The 21,046-nt window shown below is 66.5% G+C and carries 18 protein-coding genes; 7 read left to right on the top strand and 11 right to left on the bottom strand.

Going from position 1 to position 21,046, the window contains the following annotated elements; translation table 11 throughout:
• Positions 1 to 134: 134 nt before the first annotated feature.
• Both AC3A4T_RS01650 and AC3A4T_RS01645 read right to left on the bottom strand, forming a co-directional pair.
• On the bottom strand, positions 135 to 686 hold the full coding sequence (locus AC3A4T_RS01650) for a phosphatase PAP2 family protein (RefSeq protein ID WP_056111413.1): 552 nt from the start codon (positions 684 to 686) through the stop codon (positions 135 to 137).
• Positions 683 to 1,870, bottom strand: coding sequence for a glycosyltransferase family 4 protein (locus AC3A4T_RS01645; protein WP_487673780.1), 1,188 nt, complete (start codon positions 1,868 to 1,870; stop codon positions 683 to 685). The genes AC3A4T_RS01650 and AC3A4T_RS01645 overlap by 4 nt, the downstream gene beginning before the upstream one ends.
• A 234-nt stretch (positions 1,871 to 2,104) precedes the next feature.
• Between AC3A4T_RS01645 and AC3A4T_RS01640 the strand changes: the two genes are divergently transcribed.
• Both AC3A4T_RS01640 and mdoH read left to right on the top strand, forming a co-directional pair.
• Positions 2,105 to 3,625, top strand: a complete 1,521-nt coding sequence (locus tag AC3A4T_RS01640) for an OpgD/OpgG family glucan biosynthesis protein (protein ID WP_487673779.1) — start codon at positions 2,105 to 2,107, stop codon at positions 3,623 to 3,625.
• Positions 3,622 to 5,541 (top strand): glucans biosynthesis glucosyltransferase MdoH, encoded by a 1,920-nt coding sequence (mdoH, locus tag AC3A4T_RS01635; RefSeq protein ID WP_487673778.1) that lies wholly within the window; start codon positions 3,622 to 3,624, stop codon positions 5,539 to 5,541. Before AC3A4T_RS01640 ends, mdoH begins: the two co-directional genes overlap by 4 nt.
• Before the next feature lie 101 nt (positions 5,542 to 5,642).
• Here mdoH and AC3A4T_RS01630 read toward each other — a convergent pair whose 3' ends face one another.
• Together AC3A4T_RS01630 and AC3A4T_RS01625 are read right to left on the bottom strand one after the other, a co-directional pair.
• Entirely contained in the window at positions 5,643 to 6,257 is a 615-nt protein-coding gene (locus AC3A4T_RS01630; RefSeq protein ID WP_487673777.1) for a hypothetical protein, read from the bottom strand.
• Positions 6,258 to 6,569: 312 nt separating this feature from the next.
• Positions 6,570 to 6,914, bottom strand: a complete 345-nt coding sequence (locus tag AC3A4T_RS01625; protein WP_487673776.1) for a hypothetical protein — start codon at positions 6,912 to 6,914, stop codon at positions 6,570 to 6,572.
• Between the two features lie 334 nt (positions 6,915 to 7,248).
• On the opposite strand from AC3A4T_RS01625, the gene AC3A4T_RS01620 reads away from it, so the two are divergent.
• Entirely contained in the window at positions 7,249 to 8,967 is a 1,719-nt protein-coding gene (locus AC3A4T_RS01620; protein WP_487674032.1) for an AMP-binding protein, read from the top strand.
• A 163-nt stretch (positions 8,968 to 9,130) separates the two neighbouring features.
• Here AC3A4T_RS01620 and AC3A4T_RS01615 read toward each other — a convergent pair whose 3' ends face one another.
• From AC3A4T_RS01615 to AC3A4T_RS01585, 7 genes are all read right to left on the bottom strand, one after another.
• Positions 9,131 to 9,442, bottom strand: coding sequence for a hypothetical protein (locus AC3A4T_RS01615; RefSeq protein WP_487673775.1), 312 nt, complete (start codon positions 9,440 to 9,442; stop codon positions 9,131 to 9,133).
• Between the two features lie 54 nt (positions 9,443 to 9,496).
• On the bottom strand, positions 9,497 to 10,048 hold the full coding sequence (locus AC3A4T_RS01610) for a hypothetical protein (RefSeq protein ID WP_487673774.1): 552 nt from the start codon (positions 10,046 to 10,048) through the stop codon (positions 9,497 to 9,499).
• A gap of 560 nt (positions 10,049 to 10,608) precedes the next feature.
• Positions 10,609 to 12,138 carry an exopolyphosphatase gene (gene ppx, locus AC3A4T_RS01605; protein ID WP_487673773.1) on the bottom strand — a complete coding sequence of 510 codons (1,530 nt, stop codon included), beginning with the start codon at positions 12,136 to 12,138 and terminating at the stop codon, positions 10,609 to 10,611.
• 10 nt (positions 12,139 to 12,148) lie between these two features.
• Complete coding sequence (gene ppk1 / locus AC3A4T_RS01600; RefSeq protein WP_056111433.1) at positions 12,149 to 14,233, bottom strand: polyphosphate kinase 1; 2,085 nt, start codon at positions 14,231 to 14,233, stop codon at positions 12,149 to 12,151.
• A gap of 25 nt (positions 14,234 to 14,258) precedes the next feature.
• The gene (gene phoR, locus AC3A4T_RS01595; RefSeq protein ID WP_483585046.1) at positions 14,259 to 15,629 is read right to left on the bottom strand and encodes a phosphate regulon sensor histidine kinase PhoR; all 1,371 of its coding nucleotides are present in this window, start codon (positions 15,627 to 15,629) and stop codon (positions 14,259 to 14,261) included.
• 9 nt (positions 15,630 to 15,638) lie between these two features.
• Positions 15,639 to 16,349 carry a phosphate regulon transcriptional regulator PhoB gene (gene phoB / locus AC3A4T_RS01590; RefSeq protein WP_036112073.1) on the bottom strand — a complete coding sequence of 237 codons (711 nt, stop codon included), beginning with the start codon at positions 16,347 to 16,349 and terminating at the stop codon, positions 15,639 to 15,641.
• Between the two features lie 502 nt (positions 16,350 to 16,851).
• A complete protein-coding gene (locus AC3A4T_RS01585) occupies positions 16,852 to 18,489 on the bottom strand; it encodes a M48 family metalloprotease (protein ID WP_487673772.1) in 1,638 nt (545 codons plus the stop codon).
• A 3-nt stretch (positions 18,490 to 18,492) separates the two neighbouring features.
• Between AC3A4T_RS01585 and AC3A4T_RS01580 the strand changes: the two genes are divergently transcribed.
• From AC3A4T_RS01580 to AC3A4T_RS01565, 4 genes are all read left to right on the top strand, one after another.
• A complete protein-coding gene (locus AC3A4T_RS01580; RefSeq protein ID WP_487673771.1) occupies positions 18,493 to 18,726 on the top strand; it encodes a hypothetical protein in 234 nt (77 codons plus the stop codon).
• A gap of 65 nt (positions 18,727 to 18,791) precedes the next feature.
• On the top strand, positions 18,792 to 19,064 hold the full coding sequence (grxC, locus tag AC3A4T_RS01575) for a glutaredoxin 3 (RefSeq protein WP_487673770.1): 273 nt from the start codon (positions 18,792 to 18,794) through the stop codon (positions 19,062 to 19,064).
• Positions 19,065 to 19,310: 246 nt separating this feature from the next.
• Positions 19,311 to 19,646, top strand: a complete 336-nt coding sequence (locus AC3A4T_RS01570; protein ID WP_487674031.1) for a carboxymuconolactone decarboxylase family protein — start codon at positions 19,311 to 19,313, stop codon at positions 19,644 to 19,646.
• 279 nt (positions 19,647 to 19,925) lie between these two features.
• Complete coding sequence (locus AC3A4T_RS01565) at positions 19,926 to 20,939, top strand: isocitrate dehydrogenase (protein ID WP_036112137.1); 1,014 nt, start codon at positions 19,926 to 19,928, stop codon at positions 20,937 to 20,939.
• Positions 20,940 to 21,046 lie beyond the last annotated feature (107 nt).

Below are 21,046 nucleotides of genomic sequence, written 5' to 3'. Positions count from 1 at the left end.
GGTGGGGTGTTTTTTGCTTCCGAGTGGATGCGGCGTTGATGCGGATTCGCGATCGCGGCTCACGCCGCTCCTACAGGGACGGCGATGTCGACTTGGGCACCAGCCGGTCAGGCCAACGCACGCCGCGCAACCCCTCAACCAAACAACGTCACCCCAGGCACCAACCACAACGAAACCCCGGCCAGACTCGACCCGATCACCGTCGCGGCGACCACATCGCTGGGGTAATGCAAACCCAACACCACCCGCGACGCCGCCACGCTGGCGGTGAACGGGATCAACAGCCAGGCGAGCACCGGGTAATGCGCCATCGCCACCAGGCTGAAGGCCACCGCGTGCAAGGTGTGGCCGGAGGGGAAGCTGAATTCGTCCAGCGGCGCGACCCAGGCGTGGATGCGCTGGTCGGAGGCGAACGGGCGCGGACGGCGGGTCCAGCGCTTGAGCAGTTTGTACAGCGCCAGCGCGATCACCCCGGTCGCGGCCAAGTGCACCGAGGCGCGCAGGCCGTCGTAGCCGTCGACGACGATCAGCGCGGCCATCAGCGCGTACCAGAACACCCCGTCGCCCAGGCGGCTGACCGCTGCGAAGTAGGCGCGCGAACTGTTGCGTTCGCCGAGGCGATTGGCGCGCAGGCACCAACCCGATTCGCCGGCGATCAGACGCTTGCGCAAGGGCAACCGGTTCATACGACCTCCTGCTTGGGTTTGGGTTTGTCGCGTTGCGATGCGGGGGTGTTGCGATTGCGCGGGTTGCGCTGCGCCAAGGCGTGCAGCAGCGCGTCGAAATCGGCCGCGACCTGGGCCGGGCGCAGGCCGCTGATCGCATCGCGGCCTGCGCGGGACATTCCCGCGCGTAGTGCGTCCTGGCTGCCGATGCGCACCGCGGCCTGGACGAAGCCGGCATCGTCGCCGTCGGCGATCGCCGCGCCGTGCAGGCCGTCGCGCAGGTGTTCGCGCGCGGCGCCGTAGTCGAACGCCACCGTCGGTACGCCGCTGGCCATCGCTTCCAGGGTGACGTTGCCGAAGGTTTCGCTGTGGCTGGGAAACACGAACAGATCGCCGCTGGCGAAGTGCTCGGCGAGCACCTCGCCGCGCTGCACGCCGCAGAAGATGAAATCCGGGTTGTCGCGCTGCAGTTTTTCCCGCGCCGGGCCATCGCCGACCCAGACGAAACGCGCCTGCGGCCGTTGTTGCTGCAAGGTGCGGAACGCGCGCACGGCGAGGTCGAGATTCTTTTCCGCCGCGATGCGGCCGACGTAGATCGCGGCGAAGCCGTCGTCGTCCAGACCCCACTGCCGGCGCAACTGCGCGCTGCGCCGTTGCGGGTCGAACAACTGGGTATCGACCGCGCGCGGCAATCGCACCACGTCTTCGAAGCCGCGCGAACGCAGGAACTCGGCGAGCTCGCGGGTCGGCACCAGGGTCGCGTCGGCGCCGTTGTGGAAGCGGCGCATCCACGCCAGCGCGGTGCCGGCGAGGAACGGCGCGCCGTAATCGCGCATGTATTCGTCGAAACGGGTGTGGAAACCGGTCGCCGCCGGAATGCCCAGGCGCTTGGCCGCGCGCAGCGCCGACCAGCCCAGCGGGCCTTCGGTGGCGACATAGATCGCGTCGGGGCGGTCGCGCGTCCATGCCGCGCGCAGACGACCGGCGCAGGGCAGTCCGAAGCGCAATCCCGGATAGCGCGGCAGCGGCAGGCTGTTGACCAGCAGTTCGTGCGGCTGCGGCTGTGCGCCGTCGCTGAGTTGGCGCGGGCGGACCAGGCCGACCTCGTGGCCGCGCGCGCGCAGACCCTGCTCCAGACCTTGCACGGTCAGGGCCACGCCGTTGATTTCCGGCGGATAGGTCTCGGTGACGATCGCGTAGCGCATGCCGCGGCTCCCGGTTTGGGCAATCCTGGGCGTGGGCCGTGTCGCGCTTGTGGCGTTGGCATGACCGGCGGATGACGTCGCCGGGTAATCGTTTTCTTGTGATCGATTCGGCGATTCGCCCGCGCGCGGCGGGTTCGCGCGCGATCCGTCAAGCCGGTCGCGCGCTCGGCGTATTCCAGGTTGTTAACAAGCGCATCCCTACAATCGCCGGGTTTATACGATCCGAGGTGGTTCTTGCAGCGACGCGAATTGCTCCAGGCAGGCCTGAGCCTGCCGTTGGCCGCGCTGGCCGGCGGCGGCTGGTTGCCGGCCCTGGCCGCCGCCGGCCCCGCCCAGCGCTTCGACGCCGGCACGGTGCCGGGGTTGGCGCGCGCGCTGGCCGCCAAGCCCTTTCGACCCGCCGATGCCGACCTGCCCGAGGCGCTGGCGCGGATCAAGTACGACACCTACCGCGACATCCGCTTCGACCCGGCACAAGCGTTGTGGAAAAAGGACGGCCTGCCGTTCCAGGTGCAGTTCTTCCATCGCGCGTTCCTGTTCAAGCATCGCGTCGACATGCATCTGGTCCACGGCGGCCAAGCCACGCCGGTGGTGTACCGGCCGCAGATGTTCGACTTCGGCAAGGCGCCCAAGCCGGCGCAGGACGATCTGGGTTTCGCCGGCTTCCGCCTGCATGCGCCGATCAATCGCAAGGATTATTTCGACGAGGTCTGTGCGTTCCTCGGCGCGAGTTATTTCCGCGCGGTGGCGAAAGACCTGTTGTACGGATTGTCGGCGCGCGGACTGGCGCTGAACACCGGCGCCGGTGGCGACGAGGAATTCCCGGTGTTCACCGGCTTCTGGATCGAGCAGCCGGCGGTCGGCGCGAAACAGATCGTCGTGCATGCGCTGATGGACAGCCCCAGTGTGGCCGGCGCCATGCGTTTCGCGATCACACCGGGCACGCAGACCGTGTTCGACACGCAACTGCGGCTGTACCCGCGGGTGGCGCTCGATCGGGTCGGGATCGCGCCGTTGACCAGCATGTATCACTTCGATGCCACCGACCGGGTCGGCATCGACGACTTCCGTCCCGCCGTCCACGATTCCGATGGTCTGGCCTTGCACAACGGCGCCGGCGAACAGATCTGGCGGCCGCTGCACAACCCCGGATCGCTGCAGGAAAGCGCGTTCCAGGACCGCAGCCCACGCGCGTTCGGACTGATGCAGCGCAAGCGCGCGTTCGCCGATTACGCCGACAGCGAGGCGCATTACGAGCGCCGTCCGAGCCTGTGGGTGGAACCGGTCGGCGATTGGGGCGAGGGTGCGGTGCATCTGATCGAGATCCCGACCAAGGACGAATACCACGACAACATGGTCGCGTTCTGGCGCCCGCGCGCGCCGCTCGCGGCGGGACGCGAGCACCGTTTCGACTACCGCCTGCACTGGTGCGCCGAGCACGCCTGGGCGCCGACGCTGGCGACGGTGCGCCGCACCCGCATCGGCGCCGGCAACGGCGGCGCGCGCTTGGTGGTGATCGATCTCGACGGCGGCCGCCTGCGAGGCTTGGCCGCCGATGCGAAGCCGCGCGCGGTGGTGTGGGCCTCCTCAGGCCAGGTCGTCAACGCGCTCGCGCACGCCAACCCCGGCACCGGCGGCTGGCGGATGTCGTTCGAACTGCAACCCGGGGACGCGCGCGTGGTCGAACTGCGCGCCGTGCTGGAAGACGCACGCGGTCCCCTTTCCGAAACTTGGCTGTATCGTTGGACTGCATGAACGCAACTGTCGCTCCCCCGAAAACAACGCCCGCCGCGGCCTACGAAGCGCTGCCGGCCGAAGCGCCGATGGCGATGCCGGTGCAATCGCTGCGCGTGGGCGAACGCCCCGACCGGCCGCTGCCGAGCGCGCCCAACGCGATGGCGTGGCGCCGGCTGTACGTGATCGGCGGCGCCGCGCTGCTGACCCTGACCGCCGGTTATCACATCCTGCGGGTGCTGTACGTCGGCGGGCTGAGCCTGCTCGAAGGCATGCTGCTGGTGCTGTTCGTGCCGCTGTTCGCCTGGATCGCGCTGGCGTTCACCAGTTCGCTGGCCGGGTTCTGCCTGATCCTGTCGCGGCGGCGCTGGCGCTTCGGCCTCAAGCAGGGCGGCGAGCTGCCGGTGCTGGGGCTGCGCACGGCCTTGCTGATGCCGACCTACAACGAAGACCCCGAGCGGCTGATGGCGGGTCTGCAGGCGATCTACGAATCTGTGGTCGCCACCGGGCAGGTCGATCGCTTCGACTTTTTCATCCTCAGCGACACCACCAAGGAGCCGATTCGCCAGGCCGAGATCCGCGCGTTCCTCGCCTTGCGCGAACGCACCGGCGGGCACGATCGGATCTTCTACCGTCGGCGCAAGAACAACGACGAACGCAAGGCCGGCAACATCGCCGAATGGGTGCGGCGCTTCGGCGCGGCCTATCCGCAGATGCTGATCCTCGACGCCGACAGCCTGATGACCGGCGAGGTGATCGTGAAACTGTCTGGCGCGATGGAACGCAACGCCGACGTCGGTTTGATCCAGACCCTGCCGATGATCGTCAACGGCCAGACCCTGTTCGCGCGCATGCAGCAGTTCGCCGGGCGCGTGTACGGGCCGGTGATCGCCTACGGCATCGCCTGGTGGCACGGCGCGGAGAGCAACTACTGGGGTCATAACGCGATCATCCGCACCCAGGCCTTCGCCGATCACGCGGGCCTGCCGGAATTGCGCGGCTACAAGCCGTTCGGCGGCACCGTGCTGAGCCACGATTTCGTCGAGGCCGCGTTCATGCGCCGCGGCGGCTGGGCGCTGCACATGGTGCCGGGGCTGGTCGGCAGTTACGAGGAAGGCCCGCCGTCGCTGACCGACATGCTGGTACGCGATCGCCGCTGGTGCCAAGGCAATCTGCAGCACGGCGCGGTGGTGTCGGCGAAGGGCCTGCACTGGATCAGCCGCATGCATATGGCGATGGGCATCGGCCATTACTTCACCGCGCCGATGTGGGCGATGTTGATGTTGATCGGCCTGGCGATTCCGCTCGACAAGGAAGGCTTCTTCAACTGGGTCAGCATCCGCCTGCCGGGGTTTTCGCCGAGTTCGTACTGGCGCGATCAGGACCCCGACCGGGTGCTGTGGGTGTTCGTCGCGACCATGGCGGTGCTGCTGGCGCCTAAGTTCATGGGCTTCCTGGCGATGCTGACCGATCGCGAGACCCGCCGCGGTTGCGGTGGCGCGATCCGCGCCTTCCTCAGCATGATCTTCGAAACCCTGCTGGCCGCGCTGATGGCGCCGGTGACCATGTACGTGCAGTCGCGCGGCGTGGCCGAGGTCTTGGCCGGCAAGGACTCAGGTTGGGAATCGCAGCGCCGCGACGACGGCAGCCTGCCGTTGTCGGGCTTGATCCGCAGCTACGGCGGCCTGAGCCTGCTCGGCGTGCTGATCGGCGGCATGGCCTATGTGGTGTCGCCGCCGCTGGCGGCGTGGATGTCGCCGGTGATCATCGGCCTGATGCTGTCGATCCCGGTGGTCGCTTTCACCTCCGCGCGCAGCACCGGCTTGTGGCTGCGCAAGATCGGCATCTTCCGCATTCCCGAAGAAATCACTCCGCCGCCGGTGCTGGTGCGGGCCAAACAGCTGCGCGCCGAGGCGGCGCAGCGCGGGGCGTCGTGATCGGTTTGGGTTGAATCATCCGCGATGCGACCGGTCGTGACGATGCAGCGATGAAAAAAGCCCGCCTTTCGGCGGGCTTTTTCGTACTCAGGATCGGCGCATCACTTGCTGCGAGGCAACGCGCTCAACTGCGCCGGAGTCGGGATGCCGTCCCAGGCCATCACCGCCTTTTCTGTCGCCTCGCCGTTCGCGGTCAGCCATGCGCCGAAATCGTTGGCGGCGTTCTCGCCGTAGACGCGATGAGCATAGATGGCGATGGTGCCGGTGTTGTCGATCAGCTTGATCCGCGCGAACACGGTCTCGACGAACCCCTTGCCCGGCAGCACCGCCACGATCAGGTGCTCGGCGGGGCTCTGCGGGGTACGCGGCTTGGAATCGGTCCTGATGATCTTGCCGGCCTGCTTGTAGCGGGCGAGCACGGCCTCGGCGAGTCCGGCGAGTTGCTCGCCGTCGCGCGCGCTGGCGTTGGTCACCACGGTGATCATGTCCTGCCACTTGCTCAGGTCTTCCTGGCCGGCGGGGGTGAACTCGGCCTGGGTGCTGTCGGACCAGCGATGCAGGTAGCGCGTGCCGTTGAAGTTCACGGTCGCGGCCGATCGGCTTTGCGCGGCGGCGGGCGAGCCGGTCGCGGGCTGCTTGGCCTGCGTCGGCGTCGACAGCGCGATCGGGACGATCAGACACAGCGCGAGGCGCGAAAGAGAAGGGATCATCGACATGCGGGGTTCCTGCCTTGGAATGAGTACGGTCGGCATGCGGCGGTGGGTTGCACAGCGCGTTGTTCGCCCGCGCCGTCATGCGGACTCAATCAGAGAGCAATTGCGCGCACAAAGCAATCCACGGCCAGCCACGGCGGCATCGGTGCCGGAATCGTCATGGGTCGGATGGCTGCAACGCGGACCGGGCAGGTTCGGACGGTTCGCGTCGGCATCCGATGTATAGCCGGTGCAATAGCGCCGGTGAGTTCGCAGGTCGGCCACGGCGCGGCGCAAGCACGCCGGCGCCCGCATGCCATTGTCCCGTTCCCCGGATCACGGGCCCGGGCAGGCGCTTTCGGCCGGCGCATCTTTCAGTTCGACATGACCATAACCGGCGAGCTTCAACAGTCCCAGCGCATCGGCGATCTTCGACATGTCGACGCGTCGCGAGCATGGTGTTATCAGCACCCGGGTAGATTCGGACGCGCCCAGGCCCTTGATGGCGTCCGCCATGGGCACCGCGCCTTGTTCGGTCTGTACATGTCCGTCTTCGCGAATGCGCACAAGCGTATCGGTCAATACCGGCGCCGGTGCATTGGAGGCCGGAAGCTGTACGTCGACCACGGGATTGCAGCCGAGCAGACACAGCGAAAGAAAAACCACGTAGGCGAGTTTCATCGTTCCACTCCAGGGTTGGACGGCCGGGCGACTGCCAGGCATTGCGTCGACGCGATATGCCTACCCAATCGGTCGCCATGGTCGGCGCAGGACATGCATGGGCTCAGCCGCGCACGGGCGGTCACGGCTGCGTCGGGACCATGAGCGCCGAGCCATCGATGCGCGGAAACGGCGGCCTTGGCCCTGCCGGCCCGGTCAGTTGCCCGGTTGCGCCGATGCGGACGGGATCATGGCGACTTCAAGCGCGGCGCCGGCCCTGGAACGCAATCACGGATCGGTCATCGCAACGCCACCCGCGGCGGATCGCGCCGCGGCCTGCGGCTATGCTGTCGCCATGAACGCCACCCACGCCACCCCAGACGCTGCATTGAGCCACGTCGTCGGCGCCACCGCGCCGCCGCTGTTGCAAGAAACCATCGGCGCGATGCTGGCGCGCATCGCCGCGACCTGGCCCGAGCGCGAGGCGCTGGTGGTGCCGCCGCAAGGCGTACGTATGAACTGGCGCGAGTTCGATGCGGCGGTCGGTCGGCTTGCCGCGGGCCTGCTCACACTCGGCCTCGCCCCGGGCGACCGCATCGGCGTGTGGTCGCTCAATCGCGCCGAATGGGTGCTGCTGCAATTCGCGAGCGCGCGGGTCGGCCTGATCCTGGTCAACATCAATCCGGCGTATCGCACCCACGAGCTGGAATACGCCTTGAATCTGGTCGCCTGCCGGGCCCTGGCGATCGTGCCTTCGTTCAAGACCTCGCACTATCTGGAGATGCTGCGCGAACTGGCGCCGGAACTGGATCGGCATCCGCCCGGGTTGTTGCGCGCGCGGCGCTTGCCCGATCTGCGCCACGTGCTGGCGATGGGAGCGGGCGAGCCGCCCGCGGGTACGCATGCGTTCGATGCGATCGCCGCCTGCGACGATGCCGACGCGCATGCGCGACTCGAACAAATCGCCGCGCGGTTGTCGCCGGACGACGCGGTCAATATCCAGTTCACCTCCGGTACCACAGGCGCGCCGAAGGGCGCGACCCTGACCCATCGCAACATCGTCAACAACGGTTTCTTCGTCGGCGAGGCGATGCGCTTGAGCGAGCGCGACCGGCTGTGCATCCCGGTGCCGTTCTATCACTGCTTCGGCATGGTCCTGGGCAATATGGCCTGCGTCACCCACGGCGCGTGCATGGTGATCCCGGGCGAGGGCTTCGATCCGCTGGTCACGCTGCGGACCGTGGCCGATGAGCGTTGCACCGGCCTGCACGGCGTGCCGACGATGTTTATCGGCGAACTGGAGCATCCGCGTTTCGGCGAGTTCGACCTGTCGAGCCTGCGCACCGGGATCATGGCCGGTTCGAATTGCCCGATCGAGGTGATGAAGCAGGTGGTCGATCGCATGCGCATGCAGCAGGTCACCATCGCCTACGGCATGACCGAGACCAGCCCGGTCAGTTTTCAGACCGTGCCCGAGGACCCGCTGGCGCGGCGCGTGGACTCGGTCGGTCGCGTGCACCCGCATGTGGAAGTGCGCATCGTCGACGAAGGCGGCAACACCGTGCCGCGCGGCGAGATCGGCGAACTGCTGACGCGCGGGTATTCGGTGATGCAGGGCTATTGGGGCGATCCGCAGCGCACCGCCGAAGCGATCGACAGCGAGGGTTGGATGCATACCGGCGATCAGGCCGTCATCGACGCGGACGGTTACGCCCACATCGTCGGGCGCTTGAAGGATATGCTGATCCGCGGCGGCGAGAACGTGTATCCGCGCGAGATCGAGGAATTCCTGTATGCGCACCCGGCGATCGCCGACGTGCAGGTGTTCGGCGTGCCCGACGCGAAATTCGGCGAGGAAGTGTGCGCCTGGATCCGTATCGCCGACGGCGCGACCTTGGACGCCGATGCGGTGCGCGCGTTCTGCCAGGGCCGCATCGCCCAGTACAAGATCCCGCGCTACATCGAATTCGTCGACAGCCTGCCGATGACGATCAGCGGCAAGCCGCAGAAGTTCGTGATGCGCGAGCAGATGATCGAGCGGTTAACGTCGTCCGGCGGCGATGAGCATGATTGAACAGCGAAGAGCGGCGATTGCGCGGTGAACTCTATCGATGCGTAAGGGAGCGATTCAGATGTTTTTTAGATTTTCGCAAGCGGCATGGATGTGTTCACAAAAAAAGAAGCCCGCAAAAAGGCGGGCTTCTTTCTAGCGGTCGACAAGTCGCCGCGCGATGCGCTTACTTGAGATAAATCTCGACGATGTTGCAGCCGCTGGTGCGAACAGAGACCTTGCGCTTGTTGAGGAGGGCGCTGGTCAGGATCGCCAGCAGGCCCTTGCCGCCGGGCTGTGCTTCATCGAATGCCAGAACGGAATTGGTGCCCTGGGCGGCGCACTCGGCGGATATGCCCGTGGACAGCCACACGAAGTGCGTGGTCGAAGCCTGATATGCGCCGATCTGAGAGATTTCGGTGGTTTCGATGAATTCGGCGGAGGCGCTGCCGCTGAAAGCGAGGAGGGCGGCAGCGAGCGTGGTGAGAATGGTCTTCATGCGATCAATCCTTTGAGTAGGCGAATGGTGTGCGTCGAGTGATGTATTCAGGCGTCAATTCAGTAAGTAGCTGATGATGGGTGTGTTGTCGGCGAATGCTGCGGCCAGGCTCAACGGCTGCGAATTGGAGCCGCGCGAGAAATGCCGATCGCCGCTGAAGCTTGCGGTGAAGGTTTGTTGTGTGGTGTCCATGGGCATCTGAAACTTCACCGAGTAGCTGGTGGTGTTGAAGCCATAGTAGAAAAAAGGACACGTCGTGCCGAGCTGGGCGCAGCCGGGGTCGTTGATCCAGCCGAGGTAGACTTGATGGGTATTTTCCGGCGCGATCTGGACACTGCCGATGCGCGTCGCGCCGGCGAAGACATCGATGATGCCGCCGATTTTTTGAACCGAATGGTCCGGATTTTCGCACGAAACGGAAAACACTTCGGCGGCCTCGACCAATGCGGTCAAGATGACTTCGTCGCCTGGGCGCGGATTTTCGGGGTTGGCGCTGAGCGCGGTGATCGTGGGCGAATTGCCGAAGCGTTGCGCCTCTTTGCAGCCCACTGCGAACGCGCCGCCGGAATGAAGTACGGCGAGCGCGAAAATAAGATATCGAAGCATACGCGATCCTCTGCGTTGAGATGTGGCTTAGGAAGCGCCGTTCCAGTGCCTGTACGAGCGAAGCACGTGAGAAGCTCTTCCTCTCCTTGGATATCGCTAGTGACCCAATAGCCCGGATTTCGCTTGCACCTCCTGTGCATGAATCGTGGAAGCCGTGCAACGGTCTGCCGCGACATGGCGTGCGAGGCCAGTCGATGCCGTCAACGGAGAGTGTTTATTGAAGCACTCGCAAGTCGCTGAACTTGCGACATCCGCCTGCGCGTATGCGCGATCATCCGGATGCGGAACGAGCGTGGTGGAAAACGAGCGCGAGGGAACCGTGCGATGAGCATGGTGAATTGCCTTTCCTTGGCTGCTTGGACGTAGATTGCCGGCGAAAAATCCGATCGCGCGGCGCCGGCCAATGGCGGCCGATGAACGCAGCTATCCTGCTGCTTTCGCGAATCAATCTATGTCACTTATCTGCGTCGAACAAGCGGTTCATGGCGATACCGCGTGCGAATTGTATTCGCAGACCAGTCTCAGGTGCGGGAGTCGATTGCCGCACGCTACGGCGCGAGTTAAGCCGCCAGCAACTTCAACGCAATCCCCAGCCCCGCCATATCCTGCGGCTCGCCTTCCAGATCGGCGCGGATCAACGGCCGCGATTCCAGCCAGCGCTTGGAAACGGTCAAGGTCAGCGTATTGCCGTCGGCGTGCGCGTCGAGCTGCGGGATCGGGTCGGACTCGTGGGCGCGATGCAGCAGCACCGCCAGGCGCAACAACGCCGAGCTGCGCCGCACCGCCGCGAGCAGGCGGTCGGGCAGGGCGTCGAAGGCGTTCTTTGGAATGCCGCGGCGATGGGTGCGGACCAGCGCGGCGAGGAATTGCTGCTGCTGGCGCGAAAAGCCGGAAATGTCGGAGTTCTCGATCACGTAAGAGCTGTGCACGTGGTACTGGCTGTGCGCGATCACCAGGCCCAGTTCGTGCAGGCGGGTCGCGCGTTGCAGCATCAGGCGGTCGTCGGCGTCGAGGTGCCAGCTCTTGGCGACCTGATCGAACAACCGCAGCATGGTCGCCTCGACCCGCGCGGACTGCTGTTCGTCGATGCCGTAACGCTTGACCAGCGCGACCACCGCGGCATCGCGCGGATCGTCGGCGCCGCCGCGGCCGAGCATGTCGTACAGCACGCCCTCGCGCATCGCCGCTTTGCTGATCGCCATGCGCTGCAGGCCGAGCACGTTGAACGCGGCTTCGAGAATGAGGATGCCGCCGGCGATCACCGGACGGCGGTCGGCGGACAGGCCGGGCAGGTCGATGGTCTCGATCCGGTCGGCCTGCAACAGGCGGTCGCGCAACTGCGGCAGGGCCTCGGCGGTGACCGCGCCCTTGGTCAGCTTCATCGCCGCGCAGATTTCGCCGATGGCCTTGTTGGTGCCCGAGGAGCCCAGGGCCTCTTGCCAGCCGAGCGCGCGGTAGGTGCCGGCGAATTGCTGGAACTCGGCCGACACTTCGGTCAGCGCGTCGCGCCATTTCTTTTTCGACAGCTTGCCGTTCTCGAAGAACCGCCGGGTGGTGGCGATGCAGCCGACCTGCAGGCTTTCGCGCTCGATCGCTTCGAAACCGCTGCCGACGATGCATTCGGTCGAACCGCCGCCGATGTCGATCACCAGCCGGCGTTCGCCGGGCTTGGACGGTTGGGCGTGGGCGATGCCCAGGTAGATCAGGCGCGCTTCCTCGCGGCCGGACACGACTTCGATGGCGTGGCCCAGCGCCGATTCGGCCGGCATCAGGAACGCCTGCGGCGCGGCCAGCCGGCGCACGGTGTTGGTCGCGATCGCGCGCACCCGCTGCGGCGGCACGTCGCGGATGCGCTGGCCGAAGCGCGACAGACAATCGAGCGCGCGCTGACGCACCTCCGGCGCCAGCCCGCCCTTGCGGTCCAGGCCCTCGGCCAGGCGCACGGTCTCGCGCAGACGATCGACCGTGCGCAGCTGCCCGAGCACATACCGCGCGACCACCATATGGAAACTGTTCGATCCCAGGTCGATCGCGGCGAGCAGGTCGCCGTCCTGGAGCGGCAGGCGGGTGGTCGGGAAAATATTGTTCATGCGCGGAATTTTATCCGCAGATCTTGGCGAGCAGGGTCGATTGGGCCGAATGCGGCATTTCGCCGTCGCGCGGCAGCACCCGCGAGTAGTGGCCGTCGGCCTGCAATTCCCAGGCGTTGAGGTTGTCGGCGAGGTAATTGGCCAGGGCTTCGTCGTAGACGCGGGCGCGCAAATCCGTGTCGAGAATCGGGAAACCGGTCTCGACCCGGCGCAGCAGGTTGCGCTCCAGCCAGTCGGCGCTGGAGCAGAACAGGTCCGGCGCGCCGTCGTTGGCGAACCAGTAGACGCGGTGATGCTCGAGGAAGCGGCCGACGATCGAACGCACCCGGATATTGTCCGAAATGCCTTCCACGCCCGGACGCAGGGTGCAGGCGCCGCGCACGATCAGGTCGATCTGCACGCCGGCCTGCGAGGCCTGGTACAGCGCGCGGATCACCTGCGGCTCGTTCAAGGCGTTCATCTTGGCGACGATGCGCGCGGGCTTACCGGCGCGTGCATGCTTGGTTTCGCGGTCGATGCGCTTGAGCACCCCGGCGTGCAGGGTGAACGGCGATTGCAGCAGGCACTTGAGCTTGAGCGACGGCGCCAGCCCGGACAGCTGCTGGAAAATCATGTGCACGTCGTTGCCGATGTCCGGATCGGCGGTGATCAGGCCGAAGTCGGTGTAGGCGCGCGCGGTGCCGCTGTGGTAGTTGCCGGTGCCCAGGTGGACGTAGCGCTTGAGCTTGCGGCCTTCGCGGCGGACGATCAGCAGCATCTTGGCGTGGGTCTTGTAGCCGACCACGCCGTACACGACCTGCACGCCGGCTTCCTGCAATCGATCGGCAAGGCCGAGGTTGGCTTCCTCGTCGAAGCGCGCGCGCAGCTCGACCACCACGGTCACGTCCTTGCCGTTGCGCGCGGCCTGGACCAACTGCTCGACGATCGGCGAATCCTTGCCGGCGCGGTACAGGGTCTGCTTGATCGCGAGCACGTTCGGGTCTTCGGCGGACTGACGGATCAGCTCCAGCACCGGCGCGAACGAATCGAAGGGGTGGTGCAGCAGCACGTCGCCGTCGGCGACGGTGTCGAACAAGGTGTCGACACCGGGCAGCACGCGCTGCTGGTACGGCGGGAATTTCAGTTCCGGGCGTTGCACCAGATCGTAGACCTGGATCACGCGATTGAGATTGACCGGCCCGTTGATGCGGTAGACCGCGTTCTCGGGCAGATCGAAATTCTCCAGCAAGGTGCGCACGATCGGCTTGGGGCATTGTTCGGCGATTTCCAGCCGTACCGCGCGCAGATAACCGCGGCCGATCAACTCGTCGCGCAAGGCCAGGGCGATGTTGTCGACTTCTTCCTCGTCGACCAGCAGTTCCGAATTGCGGGTGACGCGGAACTGATACGCGCCCTTGACCTCCATGCCCGGAAACAATTCATCGACGAACGCCGACAGCACCGAGGACAGGAATACGAAATCGTGCTTGCCGCCGGAGACGTTCTCCGGCATCTGGATGATTCGCGGCAACGAACGCGGCGCGCGCACGATGGCCAGGTTGCCGGCGCGGCCGAACGCGTCCTTGCCCTTGAGCACGACGACGATGTTGAGCGATTTGTTGAGGATCTTCGGAAACGGGTGCGCCGGATCGAGGCCGAGCGGCGACAGCACCGGCATGATTTCATCGCGGAAATATGCGCGCAGCCAGCGGGTCTGGCGCGCGTTCCAGGAGTTGCGGCCGAGCACGCGCACGCCCGATTCCTGTAGCGCCGGGCGCAGCACATCGTTCCAGCATTCGTACTGGGCCTTGACCAGTTCGGCGGCGCGATCATGGATGCGCGACAGCACGGTCTGCGGCGCGAGGCCGTCCGGGCCCGGCGCGAGGCCGAGGTCCTGGGCATGGCGCAGGGTGCCGGCGCGGATCTCGAAGAATTCGTCGAGGTTGGTGCAGGAGATGCACAGGTACTTCAGCCGCTCCAGCAACGGTACCTGCGCGTCCTGGGCCTGGGCCAGCACGCGGAAGTTGAAGTCCAGTTGCGACAGCTCGCGATTGAAGTACAGGGCGCTGTCGCGCAGCGGATCGGTGTCGAGCGAGGTGTCCGTCATCGCGTTCATGGCGCTGTCGCTGGTTCCCTGAGGCTTAAATATCGGAAGGGTGGGCGGGATAGGCAAGGTTATCGGCATATGCCTCGCCGTAGGCATCGCGGCGGCGGATGCGGTCGACTCCGAAATGGCAGGCGAAGGTGCTGCCGCGGCCGACTTCGCTGGCGATTTCCAGGCGCGCCTGATGCAGATGCAATACGTGCTTGACGATCGACAGGCCCAGGCCGGTGCCGCCGCTTTCGCGCGAACGGCTGGTTGAGACGCGATAGAAACGTTCGGTGATGCGCGGCAGGTGCGCGGCCGGAATACCGTAGCCGCTGTCGACCACTTCCAGCACCACGCCGCGCGCGATGCCGGCGCTCTCGGGGCGGAAGCGGATGCGGATGCTGCCGCCGGCCGGGGTGTAGCGGATCGCGTTGCCGACCAGGTTGGAGAACGCGCTGTGCAGTTCCTTGTTCGATCCGAACAGATCGACGCCGGCCAAGTCGTCCATCGCTATTTCATGGCGACCCTGACTCAATGCGTTCGCCTCGCGCTTGAGCGTGGACAGCATCGAGGCCATCGACACGGTGTCCTCGGCCGGCAGGTTGTCCTGCGATTCCAGCCGCGACAGGGTCAGCAGGTCTTCGACCAGTTGGGTCATGCGCTGCGACTGGCGCTGCATCTCGGCCAGCATCGGCGCCCAGTCCGGGTGTTCCTCCGGATCGAGCATGTCGAGATAGCCGTGAACCACGGTCAGCGGCGTGCGCAGTTCGTGCGAGACGTTGGCGACGAAGTCGCGGCGCATCTGTTCGAGCTGCAGCAGCCGGCTGACGTCGCGCGCGACCAGCAGCCACAGGTTTTCCGAATACGGGATCAGGCGCAGGCTCAGGGTGATCGCCGGGTTCCACGGCGAGGCGGCTTCCAGCGGTTCGGCGTTGCGGCCCGAGGCCAGCCAGTGCGCGAGTTGCAGCGGTTGCAGGCGATTGACCACCGGCGCGCCGATGTCGCGCGGGTAGCGCAGGCCCATCAGCCCGGTCGCGGCTTCGTTGAACCACTGGATGCGCTGGCTGTTGCGTTCGACCACCACGATCGCGTCGGGCATCGCCGCCGCGGCGGCGCGGTAGGCGCGCAGCATTTCGATCAGGCGGCGCTTGCGGCCGCGCATTTCCGCCTGGCTGCGGTGCAGCAGGCGGTCGAGCTCGTTCCAGATGCCTTCGCCGAGCGGCGGGGTCAGGCGCTGGCGCGCGGTCAGGCGGATCAGCACCCGCCGCAGCCGCCAGTAATGCCACGCGACCACGCCGAGCGCGGCGGCGGTGACGATGGGCCAGGGGTAGCCGACCAGGATCCCGAGCACGGCCGCGCCGACCAGGATCAGCGCCAGCTGACCGAGGGTGCGGAACCAGGCGGAGCGTGCGCGCGGCGGCATACCTCCAGCTTACGCGGCGAGCGAAGCGGAGAAGCGGTAACCCGCGCCGCGCACGGTCTGGACCATGCCGTCGAGACGGTGCGGTTCCAGGGTCTTGCGCAGGCGGCGGATGTGCACGTCGACCGTGCGTTCCTCGACGTAGACGCTGCCACCCCAGACGTGGTCGAGCAACTGGGTGCGCGAGTAGACGCGTTCGGGGTGGGTCATGAAGAAGTGCAGCAGGCGGTATTCGGTCGGGCCGATCTGGACCGGCTGCTGCTCGCCGCCTTCGGCCTGGGCGAACACGCGGTGGGCGGCGCCGTCGATGCGCAGCGGGCCGACGCCGACGCTGCCGTCTTCGTCGTCCTCGCGCGAGCGGCGCAGCACGGCGCGGATGCGCGCCAGCAGTTCGCGCGCCGAGAAGGGTTTGACCACGTAATCGTCGACCCCGGCTTCGAGGCCGCCGACGCGGTCGTTCTCTTCGCCGCGCGCGGTCAGCATGATGATCGGGATCTCGCGGGTCAGCGATTCCTTGCGCCAGCGCCGGGCCAGTTCCAGGCCGCTGGTGCCCGGGAGCATCCAGTCGAGCAGGATCAGGTCGGGGACGCGGTCGGCGATGGCGGCCTGGGCCTCGCGGGCGTCGCCGGCGTGGACCGGGTCGTATTCGCCCTTGCGCAGGGCGAAGGACACCATGTCGCGGATGGCGGGCTCGTCTTCAACTATCAGGATGCGCTTCTGCACACGGTCACCGAGGGGGAGGCGGAAAGGGTTCGTCCTTGAAACCGCGCCAGTACACTACCGTTTTGTGACGACTCCATGACATGGGACGGGCGGCATTGTCGGCTTTGTGATGTCGTGCCGCTGTGCATGTGCCATCCATACGCGTCCAGGCCTGGCGCGGTTCTGCCGGGGTTGGACGCGCTTTCGCCGCCGTTGCCGTCGTTATCGCCGGAACTGGAGTTTGGCGGGCAGGTTACATGGTGATGGCAGAACGTTGGCCCGGGCGGTGTGTGAAGCGACGTTTTCCGATAACGATTCCACGAAATAATTGCCCCCTTTGAAAAAGGAGGCGGCGCCTTGCGACAGATTGGTTTCGGTCGGGAGTTGCGGCGCGGGGGATTTGCTTTGGCTTTTCGGGTGCTCGGGCGCTGCGAAGAGCAAAAGCAAATCCCCCCTGGCCGCTTTTTCAACGGGGGGGAACGCTTCGGGTGGGTTGCCGGTTGCTGGGTTGCGCGGGCCGGCCTTACTGCCGGCGCAGGTCTTCGTCGCGCACGCCCTGGCGCTTGAGTTCCAGCACGGTCGGGGTGATCGCGGCGATCCGCGCCTCGATCCGGGCGCGGGCGTAGTAGTCCAGGTCGGGCTTGCGCTTGAGCGTATTCAGCTGAACCAGCGCCTGCTCGGGACGGCCGCGCAGGTAGGCGGCTTCGGCGTAGGCCTCGCCGGCACGGATCGAGTCGCCGGCGATTTCGCAGGCGCGGGCGAAGGTCTGCTGCAGCAGCGGGTCGTCGCTGTGGTTGCCGAACAGCGGCCGCAGCACGGCCTGGGCGCGCTGGCCGGCGGCGGCGGTGGCGCGGTCGGTCAGCACCTTGGCGTAGCTCAGGGCGATCGCGCGGTTGTTCGGGGTCTGCCGCAGCAGCGCCTCGAAGCGCGCGTCGGCCGCGGCGTTCTTGCCCGACTGGGCTTCGGCTTCGCCCAGCGCCAGGCTCAGCCACAGCTGGTCGGGGTGCTTGGCCAGCAGTTCGGTCAACGCCGGAATCGCCGCGCCGGACTGGTTGTTGCGCATCCGCGCCAGGGCCAGGCCGTAGCGCTGGGCTTCGGTGTTGGCGCCGAGTTTTTCGTATTCGCGCACCGCCTCGCGCGGCGAATTGGCGCTGAACACCCGGATCCGTTCGCGGGCGTAATCGAACAGCCCGGTGCCGCCGGCGGTCAGCGCCTGATCGGAGATCTTCAGGCCGCTGGGCAGCAAGGGGTTGTCGGTGCCGGTGGCGGTATCGGGCAGGCTGAAGGGGGCCTTGGGAATGCGCTCGACCCGGGTTTCGGTGGGGGTGGCGGTGACCGCGGTGACGCTGTTGCGGTTGGCGATCTGCTCGGCGCGTTCCTTGGCCTCGCTGATGCGGGTGGTGGTGACCGGGTGGGTCATCAGGTAGTCGGGGGTTTCGCCGTACCAGTTGGCCGCGTTGCTGCGCGAGACGACCTGCATGCGGCCGAAGAACCCGGCCATGGCGCTGGTGTCGTAATTGCTGCGGTACAGGGTCTGGATGCCGATCCGGTCGGCCTCGGACTCGTTGGAGCGGGTGTAGTTGATCTGGCGCTGCTGCATCAGGCCCAGACCGGAGGTGATCGCGGCCATGGTCGCGTCGTCGGTGGAATTGCTGCCGGCGCCCTGCGCGGCGACGATCGCGCCGAGCATCGCCAGCAGGATCGGCAACTGATCGCGCTGGGCGCGCTCGACCCCGCGCAGCACGTGCTGCTGGGTGACGTGAGCGATTTCGTGCGAGATCACCGCGGCGACTTCGTCTTCCTTCTCGGCGGTCAGGACCAGGCCCGAGTTGACCCCGATGTAGCCGCCCAGGGTGGCGAAGGCGTTGATCTGGCGCTCGCGCAGCATGAAGAAGGTGAAGGGCTGGCGCGGCTTGTCGCTGTTGGCGGCCAGGCGCGTGCCGAGGGTGTCGAGCCAGCTGTCGATCAGCGGGTCTTCGAGCAGGTAGTCGTAGTGGCGCAGCTGCGCCAGCATCATCGAGCCGTACTCGCGCTGCTTGGCCGGGGTCAGCAGTTCCGCGGCCGAGGAGCCGATGTCGGGCAGCTTGTTTTCCTGCGCGCTCGCGCAGACGCTGCCGAGGGCGAGGGTTACAGCGGCGGTGAGCAGGGCGATGCGGCGCAAGCGATGAATCCTCAAGGCGGTGGTGCGGACGACGACGGGCGGTGCGGGTACAAGGTCGTGGCGGTCATCGCGCTGCGAGTCGATGGCAGGATGCAGCCCGCCGCGATCGATGGCGTGAATGCGCCGTTAATTTCCATCGCAGCCCACCGCGAGAACGCACCCGTAGCGGAAAAGACCGGCCGACCCCACGCCAGCGTACTGAGTCCGGCCGGACTGCGTTCCATCGGCGCGCTTTAAACTGCCAAGCCGCACGCCCATATTCCGACCGCAACCCCTTTCAAGAGTTCAGCAGGAGAACCGTTTTGAGCGACACCGCCCCCAAGCCGCAGATCGTCATCTATAGCACCGCGATCTGCCCGTATTGCGTCGCCGCTAAGAATTTCCTCAAGAGCAAGGGCCAGGCCTGGAGCGAAGTGCGCATCGATCTGGACCCGGCCGAGCGCGAAAAGATGGTCGCGCTGACCAAGCGCACCAGCGTGCCGCAGATCTTCATCGGCGACACCCATGTCGGCGGCTACGACGACATGATGGCGCTGCACCGCGCTGGCGGGCTGGAACCGCTGTTCGCGGCCTGAGCGACGCCTTCGGGAGGCGTTCGTCGCCGCCCGTTTGCGTGCGCTGATGCCTGTTGATCCATGTCCGCCCGGGCGTGATGGTTTGCCGATGATCGCGCCGGAAGGTTCGCGCCGCGCGCCGCGATCGCGTCTGGCGGGCGTATTTCCCTTATTCGAGGAGCTTGTGTGAGCAACGACCGTACCGACGACAACGCGGCCCAGAGCCAAAGCGACCGCGTCGCCGAATTCACCGCCTTCCGCAAGCGCATGAACGAACGCATCCTGGCCGAGCCGAATCAGGTCGTGCGGCGCTTCTTCGCCCTCGACACCCAGACCTACCAGGTCGGCGCGCTCGACGTGAAGACCAAGGAGCTGCTGGGCCTGGTCGCCTCAATGGTGCTGCGCTGCGACGACTGCATCAGTTACCACGTCGCCCAGTGCAAGGAAGCCGGGGTCAATCGCGAGGAAATGTTCGAAGCGTTCTCGGTCGGCTTGGTGGTCGGCGGCTCGATCGTGATCCCGCACATGCGCCGCGCGGTCGATTTCCTCGACAAGCTGGAGCAGGGTGAGGCCGCCGCACCGGCCGGCCACGACCACGGCTGAACCCGGTTTCCCCTTGTAGGAGCGGCGCGAGCCGCGACCGCGCCACCGCAGTGACGACGCAGGCGCGATGTCGCGGTCGCGGCTCGCGCCGCTCCTACAGGGGGATGGCGGGCTTTCACCGCGCCGGAGGCCATGCCGAATCGGGCCGCTTTACAGCCCCCGACCATCGTCCAGTACTGCCCCGAATGCAGGGGCAGGCCGCTTCCGGCATAATTACGGGGCTAAGACCTCGTGCGCCGCGCCGCCTGCGCCGCGCCCTTCAGCTGGAAGAACTCCCTCATGACGCAAACCATTACGGTCATCCGTGGCGACGGCATCGGCCCCGAGATCATGGACGCGACCCTGCACGTGCTCGACGCGATGAACCTGGGCCTGTCCTACGAATTCGCCGACGCCGGCCTGGTCGCGCTGGAAAAGCACGGCGAGCTGCTGCCGGCCGCGACCATGGATTCGATCCGCAAGACCCGCATCGCGCTCAAGAGCCCGTTGACCACGCCGGTCGGCGAGGGCTTCAGCTCGATCAACGTCGAACTGCGCAAGCGTTTCGACCTGTACGCCAACGTGCGTCCGGCCAAGTCGTTCCCGAACACCAAGTCGCGCTTCCCGAGCGGCGTGGACCTGATCACCGTGCGCGAGAACACCGAAGGCGCCTACATCGGTGAAGGCCAGTCGTTGTCGGAAGACGGCGAGACCGCGCTGCTGACCCAGAAGATCACCCGTCGCGGCTCCGAGCGCATCGTGCGCTACGCCTTCGATCTGGCGCGCAAGACCGGCCGCAAGAAGGTCACGGTGGTGCACAAGGCCAACATCCTGAAGTCGACCTCGGGCCTGTTCCTGAAGACCGCGCGCGAAGTGGCGCAGCAGTACCCGGACATCCAGTGCAACGAGATGATCGTGGACAACACCTGCATGCAGTTGGTGATGCGTCCGGAGCAGTTCGACATCATCGTCACCACCAACCTGTTCGGCGACATCATTTCCGACCTGTGCGCCGGTCTGGTCGGCGGTCTGGGTCTGGCCCCGGGCGCGAACATCGGCACCGACGCGGCGATCTTCGAGGCCGTGCACGGCTCGGCGCCGGACATCGCCGGCAAGGGCATCGCCAATCCCTGCGCCTTGCTGCTGGGCGCGGCGCAGATGCTCGACCACATCGGCCAGCCGGAGAAGGCGACCAAGCTGCGCGAGGCGATCATCGCCACGCTCGAAGCCAAGGATTCGCTGACCCCGGACCTGGGCGGCGAGGGCAATACGCTGTCGTTCGCCAAGGCGATCGCGAGCCGCGCTACCGCTTGATCGGTGGGTTATCGCTGAGACACAACGAGGCGCCTTCGGGCGCCTCGTTGCGTTTGGGTGTTCTGCGGCCGATCTGCCCTCACACCCACCCCTCTCCCGCAAGCGGG

This window comes from Lysobacter sp. Soil_N_51 (assembly GCF_057655755.1).
Note: the sequence above shows the minus strand (reverse complement) of the source record. Positions and strands in the feature narration are given on the sequence as shown.